We start from the raw sequence: 11,852 nt of genomic DNA, 5'->3' as shown, positions 1-11,852 counted from the left end.
ATCATGTCCAACTGCCAAATTCCGCCGTTGTGCCGGGCAAATTCGGCCGTTCGCACCCCATGTTTTACCGTTTGGGCGGTGCCGGCGGAGCGCCGATCAGACCCAGCCGGCTTAAGGGCGCTGCAGTGATCTGACGCAGGGCCAGCAACAGTCCGAATGCGAGCATGGCCACACCCGCAATGCCCACAACAGCGCTGACATTCGCCCCCTGAACCGCCCAGCTGGCGCTGACATTGAGCCCCGGCACCACCTGCCAGATCACATAACCGCTGTAGGCGAGCAACAGCAGGCCCCCGGTAATCAGCACGCTGCCGACGATTTGCACGCTCACTGAGGAGACGCGGCGACCCGGCTCGTCCATGCCGGACTTGCGCGTAACTGCCAGAGCGAGCAGGGCCAATCCCGCCACCAGCAGGATGGACATCGCCACATCCGAAGGGCGATGCCATTGTCCGTATATCACGGAGACACCGACGGTCACCGCCCAAACCACGCCGATGACGCCCGCCAAAGCTCGAACCGCACGAGGCACGGTAAGCAGCAGAATCACCGCACAGGCTGCGGCCAGCATCGTGTGACCGGAAGGCGCGGAATTAGCGGCAGGCGATTCAGTGTTGATGATGAACGGACGCGGCAACAGACCCTTGATACGGGTGACGGCCAAGCAGACCACGGCGAACACGGCGATTTGCCCGGCCAACCACCAGCGGCGTCGAATCAGCGCCGTAATAATGCCGATTGCGGCAATTGTGCAGCTGACAGCGATAACCAGCCAGGATTGTGCGACGGCGTTCATCACGCCGGTGGCCCAGGACGGTACATCGTTGTGCAGGTTTTTCCAGACCAGTTCGTCGTACGATTGTCCGTTTTCGGTAAACACGCACCCCCACCACACGCCGAAGCCGATAGCGATCAGGAGCAGACCGAATACCACGCACAGTACGCGGCTGGAGATTCGCGGGCGCACGGTAAGCGGGTCAAGCCGGGCCAAGCCGCGGTCGATATCAGATGCCCCATCCGCATCGTCCATGTCCAGCGGCCTGAAATCCCGTAAGGAGCCTGATGTGGATGCCGATGCATCTGAACCGGAGACCGGGCCGAGCGCAGCCAATGGGTCAACAACGTTCGACGACGAGTCAGGCTGTGCTGCGCCTGAGCCGACCAGATTGACCGCCGCATGCGGGTCGCGAATTCTAGGGGTCTGTGCGTCATTCATACGTTCGACTGTACGGCCGCGCCCCGGACAGGGGACCACGCTAGTGCCAGCTCACAGCCAAATCCGCACATAAAGAAAACCTCCACGCACCCGTCAGAGGCCACTTACCCTTGCTGCATTCCTGCCCTGGGGGAGTTGGGTGACATAGCGCCGCGTGGAGGCTGGGGATAAGTCTATGGAGACGTATGGACCAGCGCAGCGACACGAAACGTGCGCGCCGGGTCGCACGACAGGCCAACCAGCGCATTCAGGCAATATTCATGCAGCATCAAGAAGCGTGCCCAATTGTAAGAATTCCGGAAAAATACCGGCATAAACGCGTGTGGCTACGCTCACGTCAAACGATTGTTCAAGGCCAACAGTTACGGTGGACACCATGGCTTCTTATACTCGTCGTGCACATTCGGGAGGCAATGGCCCCGCTCTGAGGCAACCGCGCACCGCGCAAAGCAGAGCCGGCCACTCCGCACAGGAGGGCCCCTATACGCCCCAGGAGAGCCGTTCCCGCCACGCAAGCCACAAGGCTTCCAATAGCCATCGAGCCCCGAACAGGAAGAAAAAGAACACAGGAAAAGGCAAGCACCGTGTACTGAAATGGGTGCTGGGCATCTTCTTCTCCCTGATTGGACTGGGCTTGCTGGCCGGTATCGCAGTATTCGCATACCTGTACACCACCACTGAGGTCCCGCAACCCGAGAAGTTCGCGTTGGCCGAGAAAACCACCGTGTATTACGCGGACGGCACCACCGCGATCGGCTCCTACGCGGAGCAGAATCGTGAAATCATCTCTTGCGAGGGGCTGCCGGACTACATCGGCAACGCGATTGTGGCGTCCGAAAACCGTACGTTCTACACGGATAAAGGCCTTGATCTGAAGGGCATCGCCCGCGCATTCATTAATAATGTGACCAAGGGCACGCGCCAAGGTGGTTCCACCATCACTCAGCAGTATGCCGAGCGGTATTACATGGGCGAAACCACATCCTATGTGGGCAAGGCGCGCGAGGCCATCATGGCCATCAAAATCGCGCAGACCGAATCCAAGGACGAGGTGCTGTGCAATTACATGAACACCATCTATCTGGGCCGCAACTCCTACGGTATCCAGGCAGCGGCCAAGGCATACTTCAATAAGGACGCCAAGGATCTGACGCTGTCTGAGGCGGCGATGATCGCCGGCATTATTCCGTCACCGTCCACGTGGGATCCGGCCGATAACGCCGATATGGCCAAATCGCGCTTCAAGCGTGTGCTGAACATCATGCAGGAGGATGGTTACATCACTGCCAAGCAGCACACTGATGCCAAGTTCCCGCAGACCGCCGCGGTGGCGCAGCAGAACGAATACGCGGGGCCGAACGGTTATCTGCTGGATATGGTGCGCCGCGAGCTGGTGCAGTCCAAGGCCTTTACCAAAGAGGATTTGGATACTGGCGGATACAAGATCATCACCACCATCGACAAGAGCAAGCAGGATCTTATGCAGTCCATCGGCGACACCCGTCTGGACGACATGCCTGAATCCCTGCAAATCGGCGGCATAGCGCTGGACCCGAAGACCGGTGAAGTATTGTCCGTATACGCCGGTTCAGATTATCTGTCCAAGCAGCTCAACAATGCCGATCAGGCCGTATTCGAACCGGGTTCGACTATGAAGCCGTTCGCTTTGCTGGGGGCCGCGCAATCCGGCGTCAGCTTCGATACATTGTTCAACGGCAATTCCCACCAGCACTTCACCGGCTTGGATCAAGAGGTGAACAACGCTCTGGAGAACAACTGGGGCAACATCAATCTGTATCAGGCCACCGCCAACTCGGTGAACACGGTGTTCATGAACGTCAATGAGCATCTGACGCCGAAGCGCACGGCCGCAATCGCCCATGAAGCGGGCATTCAGGGCGATATCGATGAAAACTCCATGTACAACGTGCTGGGCATCAACGCCCTGACCGTGTGGGATTTGGCGCAAGGCCATTCGACCATCGCCAACAATGGCGTGAAGAACACCTTGCACATGGTGTCCAAAGTGCTTGATTCCAACAATAAGGACATGTACAACGCGCCCAGCAACGGCACCAAGGTGTTCGATGCCAACGACTGCGCTTTGGTACAGAAGGCCATGCAGGGCACCACCACGTACGGTACGGCGGCCGGCACATCCAGCATGTTGGGCCGGCCCGTCGCCGGCAAGTCCGGTACCGCCAACGACGAAATGGCTTCGTCGTTCGTGGGATACACCCCCAGCATGATGAATGTGTGGGCTATCTGGAATCCGGACGATAAGGGCAATCCGCAAGTGGTGCCAGCCTTCTCCGGATACGGCGTCTCTTCCACTGGATACCCCGCCCACCTGTTCCAGGAGTTCATGGCTCAGGCCTTGCAAGGCACCGAGGCGGAGCAGTTCCCGACCGCTAAAGACAACGGCAAGATCGGCGGCTCCGACGGCACTTGGGGCTTGGGCAAGGGACAGAGCAGCGGCCTGTCCAACAACACCAACAAGCAGTCCACCGAAGACGCGCAGAAGCAGGCTGAGCAGGACGCACAGCAGAAGGCGGCCGAAGAGGAAGCCAAGAAGCAACAGCAGGCTCAGGAGTTCGCCCAGCAGTGCCTCGCCAATCCGAGCTATTCCACCGAGTGCCCGAATTATCCCGGCACCACTACCGGCGGAGATGGCAACGCCGGCAACAATACCGGCGGTGACAACGGGAACAATACCGGCAACGATAATGGTAATTCCGGAGGCACCGGCGGGAACACCGGCACCAACGGCGTCACCCAGTAGTAAGTAAAACACAGACAACAAGGCTCCCTCTGATGCAATCAGAGGGAGCCTTGTTTTTGCTCTGCTAGCGCTCAGCGCTTGCGCTGGAAACGGTTGATGGCGGAGATAATCGACTTCAGGGCGCTAGTGGTAATCGACGAATCGATGCCGACGCCCCACACGATCTGCGCGTCATCGGCCTCGCCGACCTGGCATTCCACGTACGAGGCGGCCATGGCGTCGGTGCCGACGGACATGGTGTGCTCCACGTAATCCATAATCGAGGCGTCAACGCCAAAGTTGGAAATGGCGTTGAGGAAAGCGGCGATCGGACCGTTGCCGATGCCGGAGACCTCGCGCTCCACGGGCGCATCGACCCCGACGTTCACGCCGCGGTCGAGCAGACGAGCCTTGAGCACGGTGTCGGAGCCATCCTCACCGGAGCTGACGGCCACCTTGAGCAGCTTCAAGCGGCCCCACGGCACGAGCGAGGCGTCATGAGTATCGCCCACAACCACACCGGCGGCGGTCATGCCGGACTGTTCGACCGGCAGGTACTCGTCCTTGAACAGACGCCAGATATCCTCGTCCTTGACTTCCTTCTTGGTCGTGTCAGCGTAGTTCTGCACGATCTTGTCGAATTCGATCTGCAGACGCTTGGGCAGGTCAAGATTGTGGTTGGTCTTGAGCAGGTAGGCCATGCCGCCCTTGCCGGACTGCGAGTTGACGCGAATGATGGCTTCGTACGTACGGCCGATGTCCTTCGGGTCGATCGGCAGGTACGGCACAAGCCACACGAAGCTGTCGAGATCGGCGCCAGCACGCTCGGCGGCCACCTGACGAGCCTCGAGACCCTTCTTGATGGCGTCCTGATGCGAGCCGGAGAACGCAGTGAACACGAAGTTGCCGGCGTACGGGTGACGCTCGGAAATCTTGATCTGGTTGCAGTACTCAACCGTCTTGCGAATCTCGGGCACGTTGGACAGGTCAAGCTGCGGGTCGATGCCTTGGGTGAGCCAGTTGAGGCCCAGCGTGACCAAGTCGACGTTGCCGGTACGCTCGCCGTTGCCCAGCAGGCAGCCTTCCACGCGGTCGGCGCCGGCCAGCACGGCCAGCTCGGTGGCGGCCACGCCCATGCCTTCGTCGTTGTGCGGGTGGAGGGAGAGCACCACGGAGTCACGGTCGTCGAGGTGGGTGGAGACGTACTCCACTTCGTCGGCGAACACGTTCGGCGTGGTCATTTCCACGGTGGCGGGCAGGTTGATGACCATCGGGTGCTCGGGAGTCGGCTTGATAACACCGATCACGGCGTTGCACACCTCGACGGCGTACTCCGGCTCGGTGCCGGTGAAGGATTCCGGCGAGTACTCGTAGTACAGGTCGATGCCCTTGGCCTCGTTCTCGAGGTCCTTGCACAGTTCGGCGGCGTCGGTGGCGAGCTTCTTGATCTCCTCCTTGTTCTTGCGGAACACGACCTCGCGCTGCAACACAGACACGGAGTTGTAGAAGTGCACGATGGCGCGCTTGGCACCCTTGAGCGCCTCGTAAGTGCGGCGGATGAGGTGCTCGCGGCACTGGGTGAGTACCACGATGGTCACGTCGTCCGGAATCAGCTCACGCTCGATGAGCATACGGATGAAGTCGAAATCGGTCTCGGAAGCGGACGGGAAGCCCACCTCGATCTCCTTGAATCCCATGGAGACGAGCAGGTTCCAGAAACGCAGCTTGCGCTCGGAATCCATCGGGTTGACGAGGGCCTGATTGCCGTCGCGAAGATCGACGGAGCACCAGCGCGGCGCGCGCTGCAGTCGCTTGCCCGGCCACGTACGCTCCGGGTAATCAAACGGGATCTGCTTGTCGTAGGCGGCGTACTTGTTGTACGGCATACGACTCGGCTTCTGCGGATCGCCAATGAATCGCGCCGGAGGCAGCAGCGGGTCGTTGTTCCCCCCATTGGACGCTGCGGCTACCGCTGCGAGATCAAAAACGGATGATTGATCCTGACCCATTGTTCCTCCTTTACTGTGTGAACCATTCATACAATCGCTTATTGGATATTCGTTTACGCATTGGTAACATGCATAACTTCCTCTATCCTAGCGACGGCCCATTCCAACATCCCGTTCATCTCACAATACGCCAGCACACTTAGCGTTCCGACGCAGCACTACTACTTACAGCTATGCGTGGGGGCGCATGGGCGACGTCCTCGCGTTCTTCGACTGGGAGCACAGCGCGAACGGGCCCACCGAGGCCATCAACGGAAGGCTCGAGACCCTCAGGGGCATAGCCCTGGGATTCCGCAAACCTCGACAACTACATCACCAGAAGCCTGCTGCACGCCGGCGGCTTCAGACACGCCATCCAAACCCACCTCTGACACATGCCCCTACACGCCAAAATCGGAAGAGCCCGATAACCTGCTATACGACGAGGATGCCACCTATTCCGCATTCAGGCCGTATCAGCAGAATTGATGTATTGACCGGTTTTATGGTCGTCACCGCTTCTTCACCAACGAGCGGATGACGGCCATAAAACCGAGGCTCATGGCACCGGACAGCACTGCGAATACCTGCGGGCGGCGCAATTCGTTACGCATGCTGATGGCACCGGTCACGCAGTGGTCCTCGAACCAGACGCGCACCTCGTTGCTGGAGTATCGGCCCACCAGATCACCCCAGGTGAGCATGCGGGTCACGTAGCCGGCCGGGTTGCTTTCATGGAATTCGAACAGGCGGATGCCGCGATAGCGCGACTTGGGACCATAGCATTCGAATCCGCAGGTAGGCGCGTAGCCCAAATCAATGCCATGCGCGTGGCCCACGAAGGCGTTCTTGTGATCGTGACCGCAGAACAGCGCGAAGTAGCCGCCTGCCTCACGCAAGGCGTCCACTTCACCGACGTTCTCGTCCGCACAGCCAATCGCCTCACCCAGCCGCGATCCCGGCCGGCAAATCTCATGGTTGAGCACGTAGCAATGGCCGGCGTGGGTACGTGCGCCTTCCACCGCGTTCGGCGTCCATGCGGGAACCTCTTTGAGGCAATCGTAGAATTCCTGCGGCGGAATGTGCTGGAAGGCGATGGCAGGCACCGGCTTACCGTCGCCGTTGCGTTCGCCAAGTTCGGACTGTACGGCTCCCAGCCAATCGATCGCCTCGGGGCTTGGCGTGCCATACCCATCGGAATCAGCCAAATCAAGACCGCGCGGATTGACCACATAGGCCGGGTATTGGGCGTCGTTCTCTTCAGGCTTGCCGGCGTAATCGCCGGAATTCACCATCATGACGGACATAGCTACGCGCCCGGATCCGTCGGAAGCCTCAATGGGCAGGGCAAAAGTGCCTGGCTCGAGGCTGTCGACCGGGTTCAGGCAGCCGGGGAATTCGCGGTAGATGCCGTCCTGCTCGTCGGCCAGGATGCCGCACTGGAAATCGTGATTGCCGTAGGTGGCGGCGAACGGCACTTCCGCTTCGATGACCGGGCCAAGGAAGCCGGCAAACGTGCGGCGGACTTTGTCACGGGTCTCGTCCATGAGCTCGTCCAAAGTCGTCGGCACATCCTGTGGATCGGATGTTGTGGAGTAGACCAGCGTGGACGTGGTGGACGCGGTGGACGCGGTTTGTTGGACGTCGGGATTGCTGCCGTCAGACTTCATGGCCAGCAGACGATTGTTCACGCGGTTTCTGGCCCGCCGCTTGATTCCGCGCAGCTTGGCCTCGACTTCGGTGACCGCACGCACGCGAGCGCCCGGTTCCTCGCCACGGCGGCGCAGGAAAGTGTCGATGTAGGCAGGATCGTAACCGCGAATCTGGTCGCCGGTGAACACCACCAGATCCGGGTCGGCTTTGCGAATGGCCTCACGGATAAGGCGGATGGTATCGGGGAGTACGTTGGGGCCGTCTTGGATGTCGGCCATCTGCAGCACGCGGAAGCTGCCGTCTTCGCGGAATCGCAGGTTCGTCATGCCTCACCAGTCTAGGGACGTAATGCTGTTTCGCACAGCATACGCGCCGGTCCTTCACGTTCCCCGCCGCTCCGCACGGCAGCTGAATCACTACGAGAAATCGTAGAACGTGTATCCCTTATCCGCTCCGCTCGTCACGTTGAGCAATGCTTTGCCGTTCAGCGTATCGACGTCGTTTCCTATGAGATAGCCGTCTCCCGTGGCTCCCATATCCGAGTCGTGGTAGGAGCCGGAGAAGGTGCCATCCTTATTGACTTTCATTACGGTTCCCCATGCGCCGACAACGGGCGGTCGCCATCCACCTTGCCGACCTTGTCTTTTGAGGAGAATCGCTTTAACGGAACAGACTCACCCCGCGACGGGCCGTGCAATACGCGTTGCCCAGCCAAGTATGGCGGGAATTGGGCCAGACGGCTCCCAGTCGCGGTGCGTTCTGGCTCATCCAGATGCTCGGCACGCGTCCGTCTGCGGAGCGTGAGCCGAGCAGATTGAAGCCGTTCTTTTCCAGCAGCCACTCCGGGTGCTGGGTGGCGATGGCCAAGCCTTCCTCGAGGGTGAGCGGCAGGCGCTCATCGGAGTCAATAAGTTTGCGGGCCACATCCGGCTCGCGATTGACATAGCACGTGCCGGTGTGCGGATTGACGACCAGATAGAACGGGCCTTCCGGCGGCATGAAGCCGTCTTGAGGCAGGAAGCTGGCGATGTCACGCGGCGGCATGGTGGTGAAGCCTGCCATGCGATTGATGGAGGTTCGTGCAATCAGCGACTCAGGCGAAACCAGTTCACGCGTGGGCACCAGCAGGATGTTCGATCCCAAATCGGAATGCTCGAGCGCCCCGATCAGAGGTCGGGCCAGCGAGCGGAATGCGGCGGCGGAAATATCCGCCACATCCGGGTAGCCGAGAGCCACGATACGGTCGAGCTGTTTTTGGGCCTCTACTGATGCGATAGACATGGCTACCAGTGTAGAACATCGCCTTCGCTTCATTGGGCAGCCACCATCTGGGAAGACCACTGCCGTTGTTCCGCGTGTTTCGTACAATTGCATTGTTTTACGGCCACCCGCATGACGGCCGTCCGACGTAAGTAATCCATCGAAACCCAGAGGTCATAGAGGTCATCATGTCCGAAAAATTGAAGGTCGGCATCCTTGGTGCCACCGGTATGGTCGGTCAGCGTTTTATCACGCTGCTTGAGAATCACCCGTGGTTCGAGGTGGTCACGCTTGCCGCTTCCGCGCACAGCGCCGGCAAGACGTATGCCGAGGCTGTCGGCGACCGTTGGAAGATGGAAACCCCGATGCCCGAATATGTCAAGAACATGGTGGTCGTCGATGGCGACGATGCCGAGTCCGTGGCCTCTGGTGTTGATTTCATGTTCTCTGCGGTAAACATGCCGAAGGACCAGATTCGCGCCATTGAAGAGCGTTATGCCAAGACCGAGACCCCGGTGGTCTCCAACAACAGCGCCCACCGCTGGACCCCGGACGTGCCGATGGTGGTGCCGGAGATCAACCCGGAGCACTTCGAGGTGATCGAGCACCAGCGCAAGCGCCTGGGCACCACTCGTGGTTTTATCGCCGTCAAGCCGAACTGCTCGATTCAGGCCTACACGCCGGCGCTGGCCGCGTGGAAGGAATTCGAGCCGCGCGAGGTGGTTGTGAGCACCTACCAGGCGATTTCCGGCGCGGGCAAGACCTTCAAGGACTGGCCCGAGATGGTGGGCAACATCATCCCGTTCATCTCCGGTGAGGAAGCAAAGTCTGAGAAGGAACCGCTCAAGGTGTTCGGCCATGTGGACGCCGCCAAGGGCGAGATCGTGCCGTTCGACGGCGACCTCAAGATCACTTCCCAGTGCATCCGCGTGCCCGTGCTCAACGGCCACACCGCCACCGTGTTCCTGAACTTCGGCAAGAAGGCCACCAAGGAAGAGCTCATCGACCGTCTGGTGAACTACACGTCCAAGGCTTCCGAGCTGGAGCTGCCGCACGCACCGAAGCACTTCATCCAGTACCTCACCGAGGATGACCGCCCGCAGGTCAAGCTCGACGTGGACTACGAGGGTGGCATGGGCGTTTCCATCGGCCGTCTGCGTGAGGATTCCATCTTCGATTGGAAGTTCGTGGGTCTGGCCCACAACACCCTGCGTGGTGCAGCCGGCGGTGCCCTTGAATGCGCCGAAATGCTCAAGGCTCTCGGCTACATCACCAAGAAGTAGTTAAAACTGAGTCCGAAACTGAGAAAGCCCTCCGCAAGGAGGGCTTTCGTCGTATATACCGCAAAAACGCGGCTCAGTGGCTCAGCGGCCAGTACCGCCGTACACCACGGCTTCGATTTGATCGGCATCGAGACCGTATGCGGTGTGCAGCGCCTTGACGGCGTCGTTGAGCTGATCGAGCGGCACGAGCGCGGCGATACGAATCTCGGAGGTAGAAATCATCAGCACGTTGATGCCCTCATCGCTCAGGGCCTGGAAGAACTTGGCGGCCAGACCGGCATGGGTCTTCATGCCAACGCCCACCACGGCCACCTTGCCTACGTTGGTGTCCACATCGAAGGAGTGGTAGCCCAGCACTTCCTGCTTGTCGAGCAGTGTGTTCTGAACCTGCTTGACGGCCGATTCGGGCACGGTGAAGGAGATGTCCGCAGTGCCGACGGATGCGCCGGCCTGCACGATCATGTCCACGTTCACGCCGGCGGTGGCCAGCTCGGTGAACACCTTGGCGGCCATACCCGGCTCGTTCGGCACGCCACGCACGGTGGCCAGCGCCTCGGAACGATCGTGGGCAATGCCGGAAATCACCGGTGCCTCGGGGCCCAGGTCAGGGAACAGGTCGCCCATGGATTTCGCTTCTTCTTCAGTCATGTCTTGCCTTGTCTTGCTTGAAATTACTTACGATTATCGTTCGCTGTAGCCGCGCTCAGTCGAGGTTCGGCAGCGTACGCGGGTCAATGCCGTCGGGCACCACCAATGTGCCGGGGCGACGGGAGAACGAGGAACGCACGTGCAGCGGCATGTTGAAACGCTGAGCGTATTCCACACAGCGCAGTGCCAGCACCTTGGAGCCGCAGGACGCCATCTCCAGAATGGACTCGTAATCGATGGACGGAATGCGGCGGGCGGAAGGCACGATACGCGGGTCGGCGGTGAAGATGCCGTCCACGTCAGTGTAGATCTCGCAGATATCGGCACCGAGCGCCACGGCAAGCGCCACTGCGGAGGTATCCGAACCACCGCGGCCGAGCGTGGTGGCGTCACCCTTGGCGTTGATGCCCTGGAAGCCGGCAACGATGGCGATGTCTCCCAATGAGAGCGCGTTCTTCACGCGGTCCGGTCTCACGGCCTTGATGTGGGCCGCGCCGTAACGGGCGTCGGTGAAGAAGCCGGCCTGCTGACCGGTGAAGGAGTGGGCACGGCTGCCTTCGGCGTGAATGGCCATGGCCAGCAGGCTCATGGAAATTCGCTCGCCTGCGGTCATCAGCATGTCCATCTCGCGCTCGGGCGGGTTGGAGTCGATGCTCAGCGCCTGATCGATAAGGTCATCGGTGGTGTCGCCCATGGCGGAGACCACCACGGCCACCTTGTTGCCCTTCTTTTCCGTCTCAACAACGCGCTTGGCCACACGTTTGATCGATTCGGTATCGGCGACCGACGAACCGCCGTACTTCTGCACGATGAGAGCCACTGCTGTCCTTTGTTCTTCTCTTAGGGGGAGTTTGCTCAATATTCTACGCAAACGCAACGATTATAAAGGTTGCCGCGTTCACCCCGCGACCCCGCGCCGACATGTGGACACGGGCATGGCCTACGTTGTTCAGCAAATATTCAAGTTTTCACCGGTGGTTCTTTGAGGCAGCCGCATCCATCCTTTGAGATTCGAGCGGTTAACTATCAATTACCGGCAAACG

General features: G+C 60.1%; 9 protein-coding genes, 1 other RNA gene and 1 pseudogene. 3 read left to right on the top strand and 8 right to left on the bottom strand.

All coding sequences use genetic code 11. The features are described 5' to 3' along the window. Positions 1 to 64 precede the first annotated feature (64 nt). Together BLLJ_RS00780 and ffs are read right to left on the bottom strand one after the other, a co-directional pair. Positions 65 to 1,216 (bottom strand): phosphatase PAP2 family protein, encoded by a 1,152-nt coding sequence (locus BLLJ_RS00780; protein ID WP_007055559.1) that lies wholly within the window; start codon positions 1,214 to 1,216, stop codon positions 65 to 67. A gap of 71 nt (positions 1,217 to 1,287) precedes the next feature. Then, an RNA gene (gene ffs / locus BLLJ_RS10065) (signal recognition particle sRNA small type) lies at positions 1,288 to 1,382 on the bottom strand. Between the two features lie 432 nt (positions 1,383 to 1,814). On the opposite strand from ffs, the gene BLLJ_RS00770 reads away from it, so the two are divergent. After that, on the top strand, positions 1,815 to 3,998 hold the full coding sequence (locus BLLJ_RS00770) for a transglycosylase domain-containing protein (RefSeq protein ID WP_007057597.1): 2,184 nt from the start codon (positions 1,815 to 1,817) through the stop codon (positions 3,996 to 3,998). Between the two features lie 71 nt (positions 3,999 to 4,069). Here the strand turns inward: BLLJ_RS00770 and leuA are convergent, their stop codons facing one another. Beyond that, the gene (gene leuA / locus BLLJ_RS00765) at positions 4,070 to 5,986 is read right to left on the bottom strand and encodes a 2-isopropylmalate synthase (protein WP_013582336.1); all 1,917 of its coding nucleotides are present in this window, start codon (positions 5,984 to 5,986) and stop codon (positions 4,070 to 4,072) included. Between the two features lie 184 nt (positions 5,987 to 6,170). On the opposite strand from leuA, the pseudogene BLLJ_RS10835 reads away from it, so the two are divergent. Next, positions 6,171 to 6,357: pseudogene (locus BLLJ_RS10835) on the top strand (transposase); the annotation flags it as partial. 120 nt (positions 6,358 to 6,477) lie between these two features. Here the strand turns inward: BLLJ_RS10835 and BLLJ_RS00760 are convergent. The 3 genes from BLLJ_RS00760 to BLLJ_RS00755 all read right to left on the bottom strand — a co-directional run bounded on the left by BLLJ_RS00760 (position 6,478) and on the right by BLLJ_RS00755 (position 8,899). Next, positions 6,478 to 7,944 (bottom strand): metallophosphoesterase family protein, encoded by a 1,467-nt coding sequence (locus BLLJ_RS00760; RefSeq protein WP_007055558.1) that lies wholly within the window; start codon positions 7,942 to 7,944, stop codon positions 6,478 to 6,480. A 90-nt stretch (positions 7,945 to 8,034) separates the two neighbouring features. Then, positions 8,035 to 8,205, bottom strand: a complete 171-nt coding sequence (locus BLLJ_RS11235) for a hypothetical protein (protein ID WP_007051612.1) — start codon at positions 8,203 to 8,205, stop codon at positions 8,035 to 8,037. A 73-nt stretch (positions 8,206 to 8,278) separates the two neighbouring features. Continuing rightward, the gene (locus BLLJ_RS00755) at positions 8,279 to 8,899 is read right to left on the bottom strand and encodes a DUF5701 family protein (protein WP_007051613.1); all 621 of its coding nucleotides are present in this window, start codon (positions 8,897 to 8,899) and stop codon (positions 8,279 to 8,281) included. Positions 8,900 to 9,066: 167 nt separating this feature from the next. Here BLLJ_RS00755 and asd point away from each other — a divergent pair, with 167 nt between their 5' ends. Then, positions 9,067 to 10,161 carry an aspartate-semialdehyde dehydrogenase gene (gene asd / locus BLLJ_RS00750; RefSeq protein WP_007051614.1) on the top strand — a complete coding sequence of 365 codons (1,095 nt, stop codon included), beginning with the start codon at positions 9,067 to 9,069 and terminating at the stop codon, positions 10,159 to 10,161. An 81-nt stretch (positions 10,162 to 10,242) separates the two neighbouring features. Here the strand turns inward: asd and BLLJ_RS00745 are convergent, their stop codons facing one another. Both BLLJ_RS00745 and BLLJ_RS00740 read right to left on the bottom strand, forming a co-directional pair. Next, complete coding sequence (locus BLLJ_RS00745; RefSeq protein WP_007051615.1) at positions 10,243 to 10,809, bottom strand: ACT domain-containing protein; 567 nt, start codon at positions 10,807 to 10,809, stop codon at positions 10,243 to 10,245. Positions 10,810 to 10,864: 55 nt separating this feature from the next. Continuing rightward, positions 10,865 to 11,629 carry an aspartate kinase gene (locus tag BLLJ_RS00740; RefSeq protein WP_007051616.1) on the bottom strand — a complete coding sequence of 255 codons (765 nt, stop codon included), beginning with the start codon at positions 11,627 to 11,629 and terminating at the stop codon, positions 10,865 to 10,867. Positions 11,630 to 11,852 lie beyond the last annotated feature (223 nt).

Source organism: Bifidobacterium longum subsp. longum JCM 1217 (assembly GCF_000196555.1).
GTDB classification, from domain to species: domain Bacteria; phylum Actinomycetota; class Actinomycetes; order Actinomycetales; family Bifidobacteriaceae; genus Bifidobacterium; species Bifidobacterium longum.
Note: the sequence above shows the minus strand (reverse complement) of the source record. Positions and strands in the feature narration are given on the sequence as shown.

Excerpts from the sequence above, each read along its gene's own strand:
- leuA (WP_013582336.1), bottom strand. The coding sequence starts at position 5,986 with ATGGGTCAGGATCAATCATCCGTTTTTGATCTCGCAGCGGTAGCCGCA.
- BLLJ_RS00780 (WP_007055559.1), bottom strand. The coding sequence starts at position 1,216 with ATGAATGACGCACAGACCCCTAGAATTCGCGACCCGCATGCGGCGGTC.
- asd (WP_007051614.1), top strand. The coding sequence starts at position 9,067 with ATGTCCGAAAAATTGAAGGTCGGCATCCTTGGTGCCACCGGTATGGTC.
- BLLJ_RS00760 (WP_007055558.1), bottom strand. The coding sequence starts at position 7,944 with ATGACGAACCTGCGATTCCGCGAAGACGGCAGCTTCCGCGTGCTGCAG.
- BLLJ_RS11235 (WP_007051612.1), bottom strand. The coding sequence starts at position 8,205 with ATGAAAGTCAATAAGGATGGCACCTTCTCCGGCTCCTACCACGACTCG.
- BLLJ_RS00755 (WP_007051613.1), bottom strand. The coding sequence starts at position 8,899 with ATGTCTATCGCATCAGTAGAGGCCCAAAAACAGCTCGACCGTATCGTG.
- BLLJ_RS00745 (WP_007051615.1), bottom strand. The coding sequence starts at position 10,809 with ATGACTGAAGAAGAAGCGAAATCCATGGGCGACCTGTTCCCTGACCTG.